The following is a 17,271-nucleotide window of genomic DNA, read 5'->3' on the forward strand; positions in this document are numbered from 1 at the left end:
TCATGCGCGCAGGTTGCCTGCGTTATCTGGCAGGCTGGGAAGCGTGTTGAGGCTTGCCGGGGCACGGGTGCTCGACGACCGTGACGTGTCGGCGGTGCGCGCAGTCCTCGCCGAGGACCCGGTCGCGTCCTGCATGGTCGCCGCGCGCGTGGAGGTGGCCGGCGCGGACCCGTGGCGGCTGGGCGGCGAGCTGTGGGGCATGGAGGGCCGCCCGGCCCGCAACGGCAAGCTGACCGGCCTGTGCTTCTCCGGCCCGAACCTGATCCCGCTGTCCGGCAATCGCGCCGCGCTGCGGCATTTCGCCGACCGCGCGCTGCGCCGCCACCGCATGTGCTCCTCCCTGGTCGGCCCGGCCGACCTGGTGATGGGGCTGTGGCAGGAGTTGGAACCGGTGTGGGGTCCGGCCCGCGAGGTGCGGCCGCACCAGCCGCTGCTGGCCATGCGCGGCGGCCCCACGGTCACCCCGGACCCGCTGGTCCGCCCGGTCCGGCAGGACGAGCTGGACATCTACCTGCCGGCCGCGGTGGCCATGTTCACCGAGGAGGTGGGCGTCGACCCGCGGCTGGACGACGGCGGCGCGGGCTACCGGGCCCGGGTCGCGGAGCTGATCGCCGGCGGCCGCGCGTTCGCCCGGTTCGAGGCCGGCCAGGTCGTCTACAAGGCCGAGATCGGTGCGCTGTCGGCGTCGGTGGGCCAGATCCAGGGTGTGTGGGTGCGCCCGGACCGCCGTGGCCAGGGCCTGGGTGCGAGCGGCACGGCGGCGGTGGCCGACCGGCTGGTGCGCGGCCTGGGCCGCACGGCCAGCCTCTACGTCAACGGGTTCAACGCGCCCGCGCGGGCGGCCTATCGCCGGATCGGCTTCTCGGAGGTCGGCCGGTACGCCACGGTGTTGTTCTGAGAGTCGAACGGCCAAATCACGCGAATTTGCCGGGGTCGGTTGGCATACTGCGGCCGTGCCGAGAAAGCTGCCGCTGGCGATCGCGTTCGCACTGGTCCTACCGCTGGGGGCGTGCGGACTGTTCGAGTCGAAGCCGAGCCAGGACGACATCGCCAAGAACTTCCTCGCCGACTTCGCCAAGGGCGACACCGCCGCGGCGGCGCAGCTCACCGACGACGCCAACGCGTCCAAGGCGCTGCTGGACAAGGTGCGCACGGCCCTCAAGCCGACCGGGGTGACGCTGGCCGCGACCGCCTCGCAGCCGCCCAACGGCGACAACGCCACCGTGCCGTTCAACGCGAGCTGGCAGCTCGGCAAGGACCGGGCCTGGACCTACCAGGGCTCGCTGGCCATGACTCAGTCCAGCGGCGACTGGAAGGTGCACTGGCAGCCCGAGGACGTGCACCCGAAGCTGTCCGCGCAGCAGTCGCTGGTGCTGCAGACGCTGCTGCCCGACCCGGCCCCGGTGCTGGACCGCGACGGCGCGCCGCTGCTCGCGCCGACCCCGGTGATCAGCATCTCGCTGGACCGCAAGCAGGCCGGCGACCTGAACGCTGTGGCCACCGCGCTGGCCGCGGCGCTGAACAAGTTCGACAACACCATCACCGCGCAGTCCATCGTGGACGGCGCCACCAAGACACCGGACGGCCAGGCGTACAACGTCTTCAACCTGCGCGACGCCGACTACCAGACGGTCAAGGCGCAGATCCACGACCTGCCCGGCGTGACCTTCCCCACCAGCAACCAGCTGGTGGCCCAGAACAAGTCGCTGGGCCCGCAGTTCCTGTCCAGCCTCAAGGCCGCGGTCAACGCCCAGGTCGCGGGCGCGGGCGGGTGGAAGGTCGTCACCGAGGACGCGGCCGGCAACGTGGTCACCGAGCTGGCCGGCAAGGAGCCGACGGCCGCGCAGTCGCTGACCACCACGATCGGCACCGCCGACCAGGCCGCGGCCCAGGCCGCACTGGCCACCGTGCCGCAGGCGGCGGCGATCGTGGCGCTGCAGCCGTCCACCGGCGAGGTCCTGGCCGTGGCCCAGAACGGGCCGGCCGACGCGCAGGGCCTGATCGCGCTGACCGGCCAGTTCCCGCCCGGCTCCACGTTCAAGATCGTCACGGGCATTTCGGCGCTGGAGGCCGGCAAGGTCACTGTGGACACTCCGCAACCCTGCCCCGGCAAGATCACCATCGACGGCCGCGTGATCCCCAACGAGAACCAGTTCGACCTGGGCACGGTGCCGCTGCGCACCGCGTTCGCCCAGTCCTGCAACACGACGTTCTCTCAGCTCGCCGCCGACCAGCTGACCAGCCAGCAGCTGGCCGACACGGCCAAGCAGATGGGCATCGGGGCCGACTTCACGGTGCCCGGCGTGACCACGCTGACCGGGTCGGTGCCGGTGCCGGCGTCCACCCTGGAGCGCGCCTCGGACGGCTTCGGCCAGGGCAAGGACCAGGTCAGCCCGTTCGGCATGGCGCTGGTGGCCGGGACCGTGGTGAAGGGCTCGATCCCGACGCCGGTGCTGATCCGCGGCTCCGAGACCAAGGTCAACACGCCGGCCCAGCAGCCGGTGCCGGGGCCGGTGCTGGACTCGATGCGGCAGATGATGCGGGCCGTGGTGACCGACGGCACCGCCCGGGCCATCAAGGACATTCCCGACGTGGCCGGCAAGACCGGCACCGCCGAGTTCGGCGACGGCACCCACTCGCACGGCTGGTTCGTCGGCTACCGCGGCGACCTGGCGTTCGCGGTGCTGCTGGTCGGCGCGGACAGCTCCACGCCGGCCGTGGTCGCCGCCGGCAACTTCCTGCGCGCGGTGAAGTGAGAAGACCGACTGCTGGGCAGGGGGCTTTCCCTGCATTGGGCGCAGGGAAAGCCCCCTTCCCTGCGCCCGGTGCGGGGGCCAGGTCGTAGGGTGGTGGGCATGCCCGTGCGTGCCGCTCTCAAGCCCGGTGAGTTGACTCCCCGGCGACCCGTGCCCAGCCACATTCCGCGTCCGGAGTACGTGGACAAGCCGGCGCCCACCCGCAGCACCGACCCGTGGGTGCAGCCGCCGGAGATCATCGAGGCGATGCGGGTGGCCAGCAAGCTGGCCGCGCAGGCGTTGCAGGAGGGCGGCAAGGCGGTCGCCCCCGGCGTCACCACCGACCACATCGACGCCGTGGTGCACGAGTTCCTGTGCGACCACGACGCGTACCCGTCGACGCTGGGCTACCGCAACTTCCCCAAGTCGTGCTGCACCTCGCTGAACGAGGTGATCTGCCACGGCATCCCGGACTCGACCGTGATCGAGGACGGGGACATCGTCAACATCGACGTGACCGCCTTCATCGGCGGCGTGCACGGCGACACCAACGCCACCTTCCTGGCCGGCGAGGTCAGCGAGGAGGCCCGGCTGCTGGTCGAGCGCACCCACGAGGCGACCATGCGGGCCATCAAGGCCGTGCGGCCCGGGCGGCAGCTCAACGTGGTCGGCCGGGTCATCGAGTCCTACGCCAACCGCTTCGGCTACGGCGTCGTGCGCGACTTCACCGGGCACGGCATCGGCCGCTCCTTCCACAGCGGCCTGGTGGTGCTGCACTACGACGAGCCCAGCGTCACCACCGAGCTGGAGCCGGGCATGACCTTCACCATCGAGCCGATGATCAACCTCGGCACCATCGAGTACGACATCTGGCCCGACAACTGGACGGTCACCACCAAGGACCGCAAGTGGACGGCCCAGTTCGAGCACACCATCGTGGTGACCGACACCGGCGCGGAGATCCTCACCCTGCCCTGAGGCTCCTGCTTCTTCCGCTCACGTGAGTGGCTCATGTGACCTTTGGAAGTCACATGAGCCACTCACATGCGTCGGCGCTCAGGCGGCGAGGAACTCCGCCACGTCGGCGGCGAACTCCTTGTGGTGCTGGAAAAGGAAGCCGTGCGCGGCGTCCGGGTAGATCTTGATCCGGGCGTCGGGCAGCAGGCCGGCCAGCAGGTGGGAGTAGCGCGGCGGGATCATCGGGTCGCTGTCGCCGTTGGCGACGAACACCGGCTGCGTGATCGCTTGCAGGCGTTGGAGTCCGGCGTGGTCGGGGATGCCCCACTGGGTCACGGCGTCGTACTGGGCCTGGCGGGTCTGCCAGTTGGTGGCGGTGTCGCGGTTCTCCGTCCGCCCACCGAAGATGCGGCCCGCCGCCTCCTGGCCGGCGGTCAGACTCGTTGGCGTGCCGGCGAAAAAGACCCCGAGGTACTGCTCGGCCGAGGTCTCGCGGCCGCCCACCGCGCCGATGACGTCCGGGTGCCAGCCGTGCATGCCGCTCGCGCCCCGCGGCGCCGAGGAGGCCAGCACGATCCGGTTGACCAGATCCGGGCGGTGCAGGGCGATCTCCTGGGCCACGAAGCTGCCCAGGGAGAAGCCGAGCAGGTCCACCCGCTCCAGGCCCAGCGCGTCGATGAACTCCACCGCGTCGTCGGCCATCGCCGCCACCGTGTTCGGCGTGCGGCCCGTCGTCGCCCCCACTCCGGTGTTGTCGAAGGTGATCACCCGGCGGGCCGGCGCGAGCGCGTCCACCAGCGCCGGGTCCCAGTTGTCCAGGTTGCCGCGGAAGTGTTGCAGCAGCACCAAAGGCGTTCCTTCGCCCACGCTCCGGTAGGCGTAGTCCACCCCGTTGCCGGCGGGCACGGTCCGCGTCTCGGCGGTCACGTAGCTGGTCATGGTCGGGCCTCCTCAGGTCTCGTGATTAGATTATGGATGACATCTAATTGAGACAAGAGGGAAGGTGGGGTGTGAGGGGTGTCTCGGTGGGCGGCAGGAGTCGATCCGGCCTGAGTGGCTCACTTGGCTTGTGCGGCAAGTGAGCCACTCAGGTGGGGAGAGGGGTGTGTGGTCAGAGGGCCTGGCGGGCGGCGGTCAGGAACTCGTCGGACAGCGGGGTGCCCTCGGTGGCGCGGGCGAGCAGGATGGCGCCGGCGAGGGTGGCGAGGCGGGCCAGGCCGTCGTCCTTTCCTTCCGTGGCAAGCCAGTCCGCGAACTCCCGCACGCCATCGGCGTAGATGTGGCGGGTCTGCGCGTCGTCGTCGCGGGCCATGTCGGCGGCCAGGCCGGCGGAGGGGCAGCCGTCGGCGGGGCAGTCGCGGTGCTCGGCGGACAGGTACCAGTCGATGAGGCCCTGGCGGGCGTCCTCGCGCCGGCCGGCATGGGCCTCGTCCTGGCGGGCCCGGAGTTCACGCTGCTCGTCGAAGGCGAGAGTGGTGGCCTCGGCGACAAGGGCTTCCTTGGAGGCGAACTGTTTGTAGAAGCCGCCATGGGTCAGCCCGACGGCCTTCATCACGTCCGCGACGCTGACATCGGTGCCCTGCTCCCGGAACAGCCGGGAGGCGGCGGCGACCACCCGAGCCCGGTTCTCCTGCGCCTGCGCCTGTGACACACGACCCATGGCGCACCTCCTGTTAGATGACGGCTGTCACCTATTCTAGGTCGCCAACCAGGTCGGTCAAAGCGGCGGCGACGGGGTCCGGGTCGGTGGCCGGGGCCAGGTGGTTGGACGCCAGCTCACGCACGGGCCAGCCCAGTTCCCTTGCCGCGGCGGCATGTTCGGCGTAGGCGTCGGTCAGCAGCAGGTAGCCGCTGGGGCCGTCCCATTCCGCCGACGGCCGCTGCTCCTTGAGGAACTCGACCGCCACCTCCGGCTCCTCGTCGGTCATCTCGGCCCGCAGCGCGTCGTCGGAAACGAGCTCTGCCAACGGGTTCGGCGTGAACCAGTCTGACCAACGCGGCAGCTGGCCCTCCCGGGCCGAGGCCCGCAGCTTGGCGAACCGGCCGGGATGCAGCTCCCGGAAGCTGCGGCCGGGCGTGGGCAGCTCGGCGTCCACGTACACCAGGCCGGCCACCATCTCGTCCAGCTCGGCGGCGAACGCCGGCAGCAGCGGGCCGGCCCCGCTGTGTCCGACCAGCACGGCCGGCTCGGCCAGCTCCACTTCGTCCATGGCGTCGGCGAAAGCGCCGATCAGCCGCTGGTGCACCGGCGCCGCGCTGACCGTGACACGCAGGTCGACCAGACACGACTCGATGCCGCCCGCCGCCAGGGCATCGGCCAGCGGGCGCAGGCTCGCCGGGCCGAGATAGGGACTGTGGACGAGAACAACGGCAGGCATGGAGTGGATGATGGCAGTGAACCGAACCGGGGAGGGAACTTTGGGCGCACTGCTTGTCGCCGGCACCACATCCGACGCCGGCAAGAGCGTGCTGGCCGCCGGCATCTGCCGCTGGCTGGCCCGCCAGGGCGTGCGCGTGGCCCCGTTCAAGGCGCAGAACATGTCCAACAACTCGGCCGTCACCATCGAGGGCGGCGAGATCGGCCGGGCCCAGGCGGTGCAGGCGGCGGCCTGCGGGCTGGAGCCCAGCGTCCGCTTCAACCCGGTGCTGCTCAAGCCCGGCGGCGACCGCAGCTCGCAGGTGGTGGTGCTGGGCAAGGCGGTCGGCGAGGTCAGCGCGATGTCCTATCGGGACCGGAAACGTGAGCTGTCCGTGATCGCCCAAACGGCCCTTGCGGACCTCCGAATGGAGTTTGATGCCGTTATCTGTGAAGGCGCAGGTTCACCCACTGAGATCAATCTGCGGGCCACCGACATCGCCAACATGGGGCTCGCGCGGGCCGCGAACCTGCCAGTTCTGGTGGTTGGCGACATCGACCGGGGCGGGGTCTTCGCCCATCTCTTCGGCACAGTGGCCTTGCTGGAGCCGGCCGACCAGGCCCTGATTGCCGGATTTGTCGTGAACAAGTTCCGCGGCGACCCGGCCCTGCTGGAGCCGGGCCTGCGCCAGCTGCGCGGCCTGACCGGCCGTCCGGTGTACGGAGTGCTGCCGTGGCGCGATGATCTCTGGCTCGACGCCGAGGACTCGCTGTCCTATGTGGCCGATGGTGTGATCGGCCGTCCGGCCCCGCCGGTGGGCGGCCAGTGGCTGCGGGTGGCGGTTGTGCGGTTGCCTCGCATCTCCAACGCCACCGACATGGAGGCACTGGCCGGCGAACCCGGGGTTTCGGTGCGCTTCGTGACCGAGCCCTCACGCCTTGCCGACGCGGATCTGGTCGTGCTGCCGGGATCCAAGGCGACGGTGTCCGATTTGGACTGGTTGCGGCGCACCGGATTGGCCGATGCTGTTCGATTGCATGCGCGGCGCGGACTGCCGCTGCTGGGCGTCTGCGGCGGCTTCCAGATGTTGGCCCAGACCATTGCCGACGACGTCGAGTCCGGCGCGGGCGACGTGCCGGGACTCGGACTTCTGGACACCGAGATCGCGTTCGCCCCGGACAAGACCCTGACCCGGCCGGCCGGCAAGGCGTTCGGCCACGCGGTCACCGGCTATGAGATCCACCACGGCCGGGTGGTCCGCCGGGCGGCCCGGCTGGACGGCCTGATCGAACTGTCCGATGGCGACGTGGAGGGCGTCGTGGACGGCCCGGTGCTCGGCACCCACTGGCACGGCCTGCTGGAGAACGACGGCTTCCGTCGCGAGTTCCTGCGCTGGGCGGCGGCCACGGCCGGCCGCGACGGCTTCCGGGCCGCGCCCGACTTTTCGTTCGCGGCCGCCCGGGAGGCCCAGTTGGACCTGCTCGGCGACCTGGTCGAGGAACACCTCGACACCGACGCGCTACTGGCCCTGATCGAGCGAGGAGCCCCCGGCGGGCTGCCTGTGCTGCCGCCGGGGGCTCCTGCGCTCGACTAGGTGCCTCAGTGGGACGTCGACGTGGCGGTGGTGCTGGTCGCCGTGGCCGAGCCGCTGGCCGAGGTGCCGCCGTCGGCGCCGATGATGGCCTTGGCCACCGAGGCGCCGTTGGCCCCGAGGCCGGTCGTGTAGGTGGAGATGACCTCCTGCTCGCGGGAGGTGTCGGTCTGCTGGCCGCCGGTCGAGGTGCGGATCTTCTGCACCGTCGCGGCCGCCGCACCCCGCTGCTTGAGCAGCTCGATGATCTGCTTGTCCAGGCCGTCGATAATCTTGCGCTGCTCGGCGATCGACGCGCTCGGGTCGCTCGTGGGCACCGGCGGCGCCTGGCCGGCCGGCAGCGTCGAGGTCGCCTCCTTGCTCGGGGAGCAGGCCGCCGCGGCAAGCAGGGCCACCCCACCCAGACCGGTCAGCGCGGCCCGGCGGGACAGGCTGGAACTGCGGACGTCCATCGAGAACCTCACATAAGCAGGTCTACGGCACGATCATTGCCCTTGCGCGCCCGATCGTAGGACCTCGCCGGTCAGGCCCGTTCGGCGGTGTGCCGCTCCAGCAGCTCGTCGAGGAACGAGCCGGCCTCGCGGGCGGCCCGATCGGGGTCGCCGGCCCGCACCGCGTCCAGGATGCCGTCGTGCGAGATCTGCCCGGACTCGCGGGGGGAGATGTTCACCGTCGCGGCCACGCTGGCCCGCACCACCTCGGTCAGGCCGCGGTGCAGCTCGGTCAGCAGCGCGTTGTGCGAGGTCTGCACGATCAGCAGGTGGAAGGCGGTGTCCTTCTCGATCATCGCCTCCCACGCCTCCTCGGCGGCGGCCCGGTTGCGCTCGGCCAGCAGCGACTCCAGCGCGGCCACCTCGTCGGGTGTTCGGTGCTTGGCGGCCAGCCGCGCGCCCTCCACCTCCAGGGTGCGGCGCACCTCCAGCACCTCGCGCAGTTCGTCGCCGACCAAACGGCGTACCGCGCCGGACAGTTCGCTCGTCGCCCGAACAAAGGTGCCGTCGCCCTGGCGGACCTCCAGCAGGCCGGCGTGGGCCAGCGCGCGGACCGCCTCGCGGACCGTGTTGCGGCCCACGCCCAGGGCGCTGACCAGTTCGGGCTCGGCGGGTATGCGCTGGCCGACGGGCCACTCCCCGGACGAGATCGCCTTTCGCATCTGCTCGATTACCTGGTCCACGAGGCCAGTTCGGCGAGTAGTGGCCAACGGCACGGGGTCATCCTCTCGTCCGGACATCCTACGTTTGTCATAGTGTGACAGTGACGACCCAGCATCGCGCGCCGGACCGAACTCCGTCAGCCGACCAGAGTGCCATCCGAAGCAAGCAGACAGCGCATTTGCTTGAGCCGGCAACGACGCCGCGCTCGCGACACGCCGTGCTGGCCGGAACCACCCTGCTGGCGGTTGCGGTCACGCTGGCGGCGGCCAACCTCCGCATCTCCGTGACCAGTCTGTCCTCGGTGCTCGGCGACGTCCAGCATGGGCTCACGGCCACGTCCGCATGGGCGAGCGCGGTGACCGCCGCCCCGTCCATCTGCTTCGGCTTAGCGGCCCTGCTCTCGCCCTGGCTGGCCCGCAAGCTCGGCGGCGGCCCGGCCATCGCCGTCGCCCTGGGCGTGCTCACCGTCGGCCTCGGCGTCCGGGTGCTGGCCGGTCCGGGGCTGCTGCTGGGCGGCACGTTCGTCGCCTGCGCCGGCATCGCCGTGTGCAACGTGCTGGTGCCGGTGGTGGTGAAGGAATCCTTCCCGAACCGACTGGGGCTCATCACCGGGTTCTACAGCGCGTCCATGGCCGCCGGCAGCGCCATCGCCGCGGCGGCCACCCCGCCGCTGGAGACCGCCGCCGGCGGCTGGCGACCGGCCTTGGCCGCGTGGGCCATTCCGGCCGCGCTGGCGCTGGCGGTGTGGCTGATCGGCGCCCGTAAGGACACCGAGGTCGTCACCGAAGGCCGCACCCAGCACACCCCGCGCAACCTGCTGCGGGTGCCGATGGCCTGGGTGTTCACCGTGCTGTTCGCGGTGCAGTCGACCTACGCGTACGTGATCATGGGCTGGCTGCCGGAGATCCTGCGCGCCGCCGGCATCGACCGGGACGCCGCCGGGGTGCTGCTGGGCGTCACCATGGTCGTCTCGGTGCCGCTGAACCTGGTCGTGCCGACGCTCGCGGCCCGGCTGCGGTCCCAGTCCTGGGTGATGATCGGCCTGACCGTGCTGCCGGTGCTGGGCGTGCTCGGCCTGCTGCTGGCGCCGACCGCCGTGCCGCTGCTGTGGGCGCTGCTGCTCGGCGCCGGCATGTCGATCTTCCCGGTGGTGCTGACCATGATGGCGCTGCGCACCCGGACATCGGCCGAGACCACGCAGCTGTCCGGCATGTCCCAGGGCTTCGGCTACCTGATCGCCGCCTGGGGCCCGTTCCTGGCCGGCCTGGTCTACGGCTGGCTCGGCTCGTGGACGGTGCCGCTGATCCTGGTGCTGGGCATCCTCGCCGCCCAGGCCACCCTCGGCGCCATCATCGGCCGCCCGCGGTACATCTGAGTGTCGCGAGGCCGCGCCGGTGCCTGGACTGTCGCCGGATTTCGATCGCCGCACCCGACGCGCCCCACCACCCAACGCCGACGCGGCGATCTAAATCCGGCCAAGGAAGGCACCGGTCACGAGCGGCCTCGCCCCGCGCGGAACGCGCGGCAAAGACTCAGTCCAGGGGGAGCTTCAGGAGGGCGTTCTCGAGGAGCTCGGGCATGGCCGGGTGGATCCAGTACTGACCGCGGGCCAGTTCCCGGGCGCTGATGCCGAAGCTCATGGCCTGGATGATCACCTGGATCAGGGTCGGGGCCTGCGGGCCGATGATGTGCGCGCCGAGCAGTTGACCGGTGGCCGGGTCGGCGATCAGCTTGGCGAAGCCGGTGGTGTCCTCCATGGCCCAGCCGTAGGCGATGTCGGCGTAGTCCTGGCTGGCCGTCACGTATCGGAGGCCACGCTCGCGGGCTTCCTGCTCGGTGAGGCCGACCGCGCCGATCTGCGGCGAGGAGAACACGCCGTGCGGCACGAAGCGGTGGTCGGCGTCGATCGGCTCGTCCGGGTGCAGCAGGTTGTGCTGCACGATCCGGGCCTCGTGGTTGGCCACGTGCTTGAGCTGGTGCTGCGAGCTCACGTCGCCGAGCGCCCAGATGCCGTCGACCACGGTCCGCTGCTTCTCGTCGACCACGACCCGGCCGTCGGTTTCCACCGTGACGCCGGTCGCCTCGACGTTGAGCAGATCGCCGTTGGGTGTTCGGCCGACCGCGGCCAGCAACACGTCACCCTCGACGACCTCCGCGCCACGCGGGGTTTCCAGGTGCAGGCGGATCGTGCCGTCTTCGACACGTTCGACGCGGACTGCCTTGGCGTTCAGGCGCACGTCCCACTTCTTCGACGCCAGCTCGGTGAACCGGGCCGACACGTCCTCGTCCTCGGCCCGCAGCAGCGCGCCGGAGCGGGCCACGACCGTGACCTCGACGCCGAAGGAGGAGAACACGTGGGCGAACTCGGTGGCCACGAAACCGCTGCCCAGCACGATCATCCGGCGGGGCAGCTCGTCGAGGCGCATCACGTCCTCGTTGGTGAGGAAGCCAACCTCCTCGATGCCGGCCACGTCCGGCACGATCGGCCGCGAGCCGGCGGCGATCACGAACCGGTCGGCGGTGATCGTTTCGCCCGTTCCCGTGTCGAGAGTCTTGGGGCCGACGAAGTGGGCCTGGCCCTCGTACACGGTGACGTTGGCGTTGCCCTCCTTGCGCCAGCGCCGGCCGCCGGCGGCGATCGGGTCGATCCGGCCGAACACCCGGTCCCGGATCTCGGGCCAGCGCACCCCCAGCAGCTGCTCGTCCACCCCGAGCCGGGCCGCGCCCTTCGGCGTGGCCGCGACGTCCGCGGTGTGCACGAACATCTTGGTGGGGATGCACCCCACGTTCAGGCACGTGCCGCCGAACACGCCCTTCTCGACGATCGCCACGTCCCAGTCGGCGAAGCGCTCGTCGACGATCGAGTTGCCGGATCCGGTGCCGATTACCACCAAGTCGAAGTGCCGCACGTACCCATCAAACAGGAAGGGTGGCCGCGGGATTCCCACGGCCACCCTCGGTGTAATGGAATCGTCAGTGCGAGTAGACCGGCGTGATGATCGCGCGGGCCAGGGTGTGGAAGGCCAGGTTGAAGCTGACGAACGCGGGCGAGGCGTCCGGCGTGACCTCCAGCTGCTCGACGTCCACCGCGTGCACCACGAAGTAGTAGCGGTGCACCTGGTCGCCCTGGGGCGGAGCCGCGCCGCCGTAGTTGGCGGTGCCGAAGTCGGTGCGGGTGTGGAACGCGCCGGCCGGCAGCGAGTCGTCGCCGGCCCCGGCGCCGGTGGGCAGCTCGGTGACCGAGGCCGGGATGTTCACCACCAGCCAGTGCCAGAAGCCGGACGGGGTGGGGGCGTCCGGGTCGTAGCAGGTCACCACGAAGCTCTTGGTCTCCGCGGGGAAACCGGACCAGCTCAGCTGCGGTGAGACGTTGTCGCCGCTGACGCCGAAGCCGTTGAACACCTGGGCGTTGGGCAACGTATGGCCGTCCGTGACGTCCTTGGAGGTGACCTCGAACGTGCCGGCGGCGGGCAACAGCTCGTAGGGGTCCGGCTTGACGGGGCGGTCGAGACTCATGGTGTGGCCTCCGTGACGCGGGGTTGTCACGGCAACCCTAGTCCGGAGCAATTCGCCACATCGTGCAACCTTGTCACCCAACCGTGCGTCACTGGTTCGAGTGATGCTCACTAACGGGGCGGAAGGTTCTGTACATGCGTGCCTGGATTGTCGCAGTCGCGGCCATTGTCGCGGGTTCCCTGCTTACCGGCTGTGAAGCCGGCACCGAGCGTTCCGTCGCGGGCATGACTCCTGACACCACCAGTAGCAGTCCGACTCCGCCCAGTAGCACCACCACCGTCGCGCCGCTGCCGTCGGCCGAACAGCCCTACCCGTTCGGCACCGTCCAGGCCCACGCGCCCGCCACCGTCGGTGGCAAGGCTCCGGTCGTCCGCCACATCGACACCGCCGGCAAGCCGTACGTGTTCATCACCATCGACGACGGCGCCGTGCAGGATCCCCATGCCCTGCAACTGATCAAGGACTCCGGCGCGCGGCCCACGCTGTTCCTCAACCAGCAGTACGTGCGCGGGCACGAAGAGTACTTCAAGCAGTTGCAGGACCAGGACAACCTGGTCATCGGCAACCACACCGTGACCCACCCCAACCTGGCCAAGATGTCGTACGCCGCGCAGAAGAAGGAGATCTGCGACGACTCCGACGACTTCGTCAAGGCCTTCGGCACGCGCCCCACCCTGTTCCGCCCGCCGTTCGGCAACTACAACGCCGACACCCAGCGGGCCGCCGCCGACTGCGGCCTCAAGGCCGTCGTCCTGTGGACCGCCGCCGTCAACGACGGTGTCGTGCAGTTCCAGGCCGGCAACAAGCTCAAGGCCGGCGATATCGTGCTGATGCACTTCCGCAAGACCTTCGTCGAGGACTTCACGGCCTTCATTAAGCGCGCCAAGCAGGACGGCCTCACCCCGGTCCCGCTGCCGGACTTCCTCGCCTGAACAACAACCCCCGCCCGTCCCTGGGGGCCGGCCCCGCTGCCAGTCTATCGAGCAGCGGGGCTTCTGGTTTTGAAGAAGATCGACATGTGGACAACCGGTGATCAGGTCGTGGTTGTCAACAAGTCGAAGACCTCGTCCATGAGTTTGGCGGGCTCGGCGGTGGGGCCCACGGCGAGCCACTGGCGGCAGACGACGTCGAAGATGGCGAGGGCGGAGCTGGCCAGGACGTCGGCCTGGAGCGGGGGGACGGAGCGGGCGGTGAGGGCGTGGATGAGCAGGCCGCGCCAGCGGTCCTGCTTGTCCTGGTGGCGGGCGCGCAACGAGGGGGTGTCGTTGATGAGGCGCATGAGGGCCATGGCGTCGTCGGTGCGGTGCAGCATGGGGGTGAGCAGCACGGAGCAGGCGGCGCGCAGGGCGGTCCACGGAGGTTCGGACGCAGGCCGTGCGGAGACGGCGGCGGCGAGTTCTTCGCCGAGGTCGTAGAGCAGGCCGAAGACGGTGTCTTCCTTGCTGGGGAAGTAGCGGAAGAAGCTGCGGCGGGACAGGCCGGCGGCTTCGGCGATCTCGTCGACGGTGGTCTGCTCGAAGCCACGCTGGCAGAACAGGGCGAAGGCGGTCTCGGCGATCTCGGTGCGCATGGCCAGCCGGGCCCGTGCCCGCAACCCCTCCGTCATGTCTCTGAGTGTAACCGAGGGCATCGGATGACACAGCTGACACTCAGTGCCATACTGGCCTCAAACGGCCCCGATATCCGGAGACACGCCATGGCACAGCACTGGACCGAAGCCGACATCCCCGACCAGACCGGACGGACGGCGCTGGTCACCGGCGCCAATGCGGGCCTCGGCTTCCACGAGGCGCTGCAACTGGCCAAGCACGGCGCGCACGTCTACGTGGCGGCCCGCAACCCGCAGCGCGGGGAGGCGGCGATGGTGAAGCTCCGCCAGCTGGCCCCGGCGGAGAACCTGGAGCTGGTGTCGCTGGATCTGGCTGACCTGGACTCGGTGCGCAAGCTGGCGGCCGAGCTGCCGTCGTTGGACCTGCTGCTGAACAACGCGGGCGTGATGGCGGTGCCCCGCCGGGAGACCACCAGGCAGGGCTTCGAGCTCCAGTTCGGCACCAACCACCTGGGCCACTTCGCGCTGACCGGCCTGCTGCTGCCGGGGCTGCTGAGCAAGCCGGGCAGCCGGGTCGTGACGCTGAGCAGCACGATGCACCAGATGGGTCGGATCAACCTGGCCGACCTGCAGTCCGAGCGGCGCTACGGCGCGAACACGGCCTACTCCCAGTCGAAGCTGGCCAACGCGATCTTCACGGTGGAGCTGGACCGCCGGCTGCGGGCGGCGGGTGCGGACGTGCTCAGCGTCGGCGCGCACCCGGGCTACGCGGCGACGGACCTCCAGTACAGCGGCCCGCAGCTGGGCGGGGGCGGCCTGTACGCGGTGATCATGCGGATCATCACGCCGATCCTCGGCCAGCCGGCCGCCCGCGGCGCGCTGCCGGCGCTGCGTGCGGCGGTGGACCCGGGCGCGCAGGGCGGCCAGTACTACGGCCCGCACGCCTTCGGCGGTTCCCGCGGGTTTCCGGTGGTGCAGCGCTACATCAAGGCGGCCTACGACCAGGACCTGGCCGGCAAGCTGTGGGACGTCTCGGTGCAGCTGACCGACGTCGACTACCCGGAGCTGGCCACCAAGGCCAGCTGACCCAAGCCCCGCGAGTCCCGCTCTCAGGCAGCCATGTGTCGAATTCCGAACTCGTATTTCGGTTGCCCGAGAGCGGGACTCGCGGGGGTTAGCGGCAGAGCAGGTGGTTGTGGGCTTGCCGGAGGTCGAGGGCGGAGCCCTCGCCTGCGGTGCGCCAGCCGACGAAGCCGTCAGGGCGGACCAGGACGGCGCCGTTCTCGTCGATGCCGGCGGCGTCGGCCCAGCTGTCGACGGCGTGCGCCGGGATGCCGACCTCGGCCGCGGCGGCGAGCCAGCCGTCGGCCTTGGTCCCGGTCAGCAGGGTGAAGCCGTCGACAAGGTCCAATGTGGACGTTCCCGGGGTCACCCAGAGGTGCGGCATGCGGCTGCCGGGGGTGCCGTCGAGGGTGAGATCCTCCAGTGACGGCACCGGTTCCGCGCCGATGACGGCGGGGGAGTCGTAGCGGTAGCCGGCTATCACCACGAGAGCGTTGGCCATGCCGACGGCCGCCCGGTCGGCGGCCCGGGCGGGACTGAGATCCCAGTGCAGTTCCCGGTGCTCGCCGCGGATCAGGCTCTGCTCCATGGTGAACTGGGCCACCGGCCGGCGTTCCATGTCGTACGTGTCGAGCAGCGCGTCGCCGCCGGCGGCGAGCTTCCAGGCCAGGTTGTGGCCGTCGGCGACGCCCGAGTTCAGTCCGAAGCCGCCGGTCGGCGGCACCACATGGGCGGCGTCGCCGATGAGGAACACGTTGCCGTGCCGGAACTTCTCCGCCACCCAGGCGGTGGATGCCCAGGGCAGCATGTTGATCACTTCGACGTCCAGGTCGGGCAGACCGGTGGCGGCCCGGATGAGCCGCTGGAACTCCTCGGCCGACTGGGCCGGATCGCCGCCGGGCACATGGAAGATCCACCGGTCGCCGGCGTCGACGTTCATCAGGATCCCCGACGCGTTCTCGTTGCGCAGCACGGACATCGAGTACTTGGGTGCCGGCATCGGGGCCCGGAACAGCACGTTGAGCATGTGGTTGCCGAGCACGCCGGGGCCGGTGGTCCCGATGCCGAGCAGCTCCCGGACCCGGCTGCGCGCCCCATCGGCGGCGATCACGTAGTCCGCCTCGACGGTTTCGCCGTCGGCGGTGGTGAGCACGGTGTCCGACACGCCAACGACTTCCTTGCCGAAGTCGACCCGCGCGCCGAGTTCCCGGGCCAGCGCCAGCGCCGACCGGTCGAGACGGTCCTGCGGGCAGTGGCCCAGCCTCGCCGGCCCGATCTCGGGCAGCTCGATCCGGCCGGTGAGCGGGGTCAGCTCGGCCAGGCTCGGCCCGGTGGCGACTCCACGCATCAGGTTGTCGTCCTCGAACGTCATGCCGGCCTGCCGCGCGATTTCCGCCGACCGCGGGTTCAGGCCGAAGGCCCGCGGATGGTCCGACACGGTGGGCCGGCGTTCCAGCACCCGCACCGAAACACCCTGTCGGGCCAGGAACACGGCGGTGCACAGGCCGACCGTGCCGCCGCCGACGATCACTACCTCCATGTGAGCCCCCTCCAGAATGGGAACGACGTTCCCGTCTTGGGAACACTGTACCCACTTAGTAGGCTGGGCGCCATGCCCCGGGACTTCACGCTGGTCTGGACGCGACTGGCCGAGCAGCGCCGCCGCCAGGCGCTGAGCGTCGAGCAGATCGTCGCCGTCGCGATCGGGATCGCCGACGCCGAGGGCACACCGGCGCTGACCATGCGCCGGGTGGCGACTGAGGCTGGCACCGGAACCACCTCGCTCTACCGCTACGTCACGAACAAGGACGAACTGCTGGAGCTGATGGTCGACGCCGTGCAGGGCGAGCGCGAGCTGCCCGCGCAGCCGTCCGGCGACTGGCAGGCCGACCTGACGCTGATCGCCGAGGGCATGCGGGAGACGATGCTGCGCCATCCCTGGCTGGCCACGGAGCTGGGCGGCCGGGCTCCGCTGGGGCCGAATGCCTTGCGCACGGCCAACTTCGCGATGCTGGCCGCCGCCGGTGCGACCGAGGACGTCACGGTCGCCGCGGCGTTGCTGGGCGTCGTCTCGAACTACGTGCACGGGGCCGTGCTGGCCGAGCTGTCGGAGCTGGAAGCCGTGCGCCGCAGCGGAATGAACAAGGACGAGTTCCGCGCGGCGGTCTCCCCGTATGTGCGGGAGGTCGTCGTGGACAGCGGAGCCTACCCCGCCCTGCTGCGCCGGATGATCGAGGCCGAGGACCTCAGCTACGACGAGCAATTCGCCTTTGGACTGCGCTGTGTGTTGGCGGGCATAGAAAGCCGCGTGGCCCGCGGAGGAGACGCGGGCCACGCGGCATTCAGTTAG

Annotated in this window: 17 protein-coding genes; 8 read left to right on the forward strand and 9 right to left on the reverse strand. The window is 70.6% G+C overall.

The window, feature by feature from the left end:
• Window positions 1-43: 43 nt before the first annotated feature.
• From JJ691_RS46580 to map, 3 genes are all read left to right on the forward strand, one after another.
• Window positions 44-898: a GNAT family N-acetyltransferase gene (locus tag JJ691_RS46580; protein WP_211765779.1), complete on the forward strand. Its 855-nt coding sequence runs from the start codon at window positions 44-46 to the stop codon at window positions 896-898.
• A 55-nt stretch (window positions 899-953) separates the two neighbouring features.
• Window positions 954-2,756: a penicillin-binding transpeptidase domain-containing protein gene (locus JJ691_RS46585; RefSeq protein ID WP_211765780.1), complete on the forward strand. Its 1,803-nt coding sequence runs from the start codon at window positions 954-956 to the stop codon at window positions 2,754-2,756.
• 99 nt (window positions 2,757-2,855) lie between these two features.
• Window positions 2,856-3,713, forward strand: coding sequence for a type I methionyl aminopeptidase (gene map, locus JJ691_RS46590; protein ID WP_211765781.1), 858 nt, complete (start codon window positions 2,856-2,858; stop codon window positions 3,711-3,713).
• A 78-nt stretch (window positions 3,714-3,791) separates the two neighbouring features.
• Here the strand turns inward: map and JJ691_RS46595 are convergent, their stop codons facing one another.
• From JJ691_RS46595 to JJ691_RS46605, 3 genes are all read right to left on the reverse strand, one after another.
• Window positions 3,792-4,631: an alpha/beta fold hydrolase gene (locus JJ691_RS46595; RefSeq protein ID WP_211765782.1), complete on the reverse strand. Its 840-nt coding sequence runs from the start codon at window positions 4,629-4,631 to the stop codon at window positions 3,792-3,794.
• A gap of 172 nt (window positions 4,632-4,803) precedes the next feature.
• A complete protein-coding gene (locus JJ691_RS46600; RefSeq protein WP_211765783.1) occupies window positions 4,804-5,352 on the reverse strand; it encodes a TetR/AcrR family transcriptional regulator in 549 nt (182 codons plus the stop codon).
• A gap of 31 nt (window positions 5,353-5,383) precedes the next feature.
• Window positions 5,384-6,070 (reverse strand): alpha/beta fold hydrolase, encoded by a 687-nt coding sequence (locus JJ691_RS46605; RefSeq protein WP_211765784.1) that lies wholly within the window; start codon window positions 6,068-6,070, stop codon window positions 5,384-5,386.
• Between the two features lie 40 nt (window positions 6,071-6,110).
• On the opposite strand from JJ691_RS46605, the gene JJ691_RS46610 reads away from it, so the two are divergent.
• On the forward strand, window positions 6,111-7,643 hold the full coding sequence (locus JJ691_RS46610; RefSeq protein WP_211765785.1) for a cobyric acid synthase: 1,533 nt from the start codon (window positions 6,111-6,113) through the stop codon (window positions 7,641-7,643).
• 5 nt (window positions 7,644-7,648) lie between these two features.
• On the opposite strand, the gene JJ691_RS46615 is transcribed toward JJ691_RS46610, so the two are convergent.
• A complete protein-coding gene (locus JJ691_RS46615; protein WP_211765786.1) occupies window positions 7,649-8,104 on the reverse strand; it encodes a chorismate mutase in 456 nt (151 codons plus the stop codon).
• Window positions 8,105-8,163: 59 nt separating this feature from the next.
• Entirely contained in the window at window positions 8,164-8,847 is a 684-nt protein-coding gene (locus JJ691_RS46620) for a FadR/GntR family transcriptional regulator (protein WP_211765787.1), read from the reverse strand.
• A 125-nt stretch (window positions 8,848-8,972) separates the two neighbouring features.
• Here JJ691_RS46620 and JJ691_RS46625 point away from each other — a divergent pair, with 125 nt between their 5' ends.
• A complete protein-coding gene (locus JJ691_RS46625; RefSeq protein WP_211765788.1) occupies window positions 8,973-10,169 on the forward strand; it encodes an MFS transporter in 1,197 nt (398 codons plus the stop codon).
• A 157-nt stretch (window positions 10,170-10,326) separates the two neighbouring features.
• On the opposite strand, the gene JJ691_RS46630 is transcribed toward JJ691_RS46625, so the two are convergent.
• Window positions 10,327-11,703: a mycothione reductase gene (locus JJ691_RS46630; RefSeq protein ID WP_211765789.1), complete on the reverse strand. Its 1,377-nt coding sequence runs from the start codon at window positions 11,701-11,703 to the stop codon at window positions 10,327-10,329.
• A gap of 64 nt (window positions 11,704-11,767) precedes the next feature.
• Window positions 11,768-12,310 carry a kinase inhibitor gene (locus JJ691_RS46635; RefSeq protein WP_211765790.1) on the reverse strand — a complete coding sequence of 181 codons (543 nt, stop codon included), beginning with the start codon at window positions 12,308-12,310 and terminating at the stop codon, window positions 11,768-11,770.
• 134 nt (window positions 12,311-12,444) lie between these two features.
• On the opposite strand from JJ691_RS46635, the gene JJ691_RS46640 reads away from it, so the two are divergent.
• Complete coding sequence (locus JJ691_RS46640) at window positions 12,445-13,242, forward strand: polysaccharide deacetylase family protein (protein WP_211765791.1); 798 nt, start codon at window positions 12,445-12,447, stop codon at window positions 13,240-13,242.
• Window positions 13,243-13,343: 101 nt separating this feature from the next.
• Here the strand turns inward: JJ691_RS46640 and JJ691_RS46645 are convergent, their stop codons facing one another.
• Entirely contained in the window at window positions 13,344-13,916 is a 573-nt protein-coding gene (locus JJ691_RS46645; RefSeq protein ID WP_211765792.1) for a TetR family transcriptional regulator, read from the reverse strand.
• Window positions 13,917-14,006: 90 nt separating this feature from the next.
• Between JJ691_RS46645 and JJ691_RS46650 the strand changes: the two genes are divergently transcribed.
• Entirely contained in the window at window positions 14,007-14,945 is a 939-nt protein-coding gene (locus tag JJ691_RS46650) for an oxidoreductase (protein WP_211765793.1), read from the forward strand.
• 88 nt (window positions 14,946-15,033) lie between these two features.
• Here the strand turns inward: JJ691_RS46650 and JJ691_RS46655 are convergent, their stop codons facing one another.
• Window positions 15,034-16,461 carry an FAD-dependent oxidoreductase gene (locus JJ691_RS46655; protein ID WP_211765794.1) on the reverse strand — a complete coding sequence of 476 codons (1,428 nt, stop codon included), beginning with the start codon at window positions 16,459-16,461 and terminating at the stop codon, window positions 15,034-15,036.
• Between the two features lie 72 nt (window positions 16,462-16,533).
• On the opposite strand from JJ691_RS46655, the gene JJ691_RS46660 reads away from it, so the two are divergent.
• A complete protein-coding gene (locus JJ691_RS46660) occupies window positions 16,534-17,271 on the forward strand; it encodes a TetR/AcrR family transcriptional regulator (protein WP_211765795.1) in 738 nt (245 codons plus the stop codon).

Source organism: Kutzneria sp. CA-103260 (assembly GCF_018263855.1).
Taxonomy (GTDB): domain Bacteria; phylum Actinomycetota; class Actinomycetes; order Mycobacteriales; family Pseudonocardiaceae; genus Kutzneria.

Bases quoted from the DNA above. Each gene is read 5' to 3' on its own strand.
- map (WP_211765781.1), top strand. From the start codon at position 2,856: ATGCCCGTGCGTGCCGCTCTCAAGCCCGGTGAGTTGACTCCCCGGCGA.
- JJ691_RS46595 (WP_211765782.1), bottom strand. From the start codon at position 4,631: ATGACCAGCTACGTGACCGCCGAGACGCGGACCGTGCCCGCCGGCAAC.
- JJ691_RS46600 (WP_211765783.1), bottom strand. From the start codon at position 5,352: ATGGGTCGTGTGTCACAGGCGCAGGCGCAGGAGAACCGGGCTCGGGTG.
- JJ691_RS46650 (WP_211765793.1), top strand. From the start codon at position 14,007: ATGGCACAGCACTGGACCGAAGCCGACATCCCCGACCAGACCGGACGG.
- JJ691_RS46660 (WP_211765795.1), top strand. From the start codon at position 16,534: ATGCCCCGGGACTTCACGCTGGTCTGGACGCGACTGGCCGAGCAGCGC.
- JJ691_RS46645 (WP_211765792.1), bottom strand. From the start codon at position 13,916: ATGACGGAGGGGTTGCGGGCACGGGCCCGGCTGGCCATGCGCACCGAG.
- JJ691_RS46635 (WP_211765790.1), bottom strand. From the start codon at position 12,310: ATGAGTCTCGACCGCCCCGTCAAGCCGGACCCCTACGAGCTGTTGCCC.
- JJ691_RS46640 (WP_211765791.1), top strand. From the start codon at position 12,445: ATGCGTGCCTGGATTGTCGCAGTCGCGGCCATTGTCGCGGGTTCCCTG.
- JJ691_RS46605 (WP_211765784.1), bottom strand. From the start codon at position 6,070: ATGCCTGCCGTTGTTCTCGTCCACAGTCCCTATCTCGGCCCGGCGAGC.
- JJ691_RS46655 (WP_211765794.1), bottom strand. From the start codon at position 16,461: ATGGAGGTAGTGATCGTCGGCGGCGGCACGGTCGGCCTGTGCACCGCC.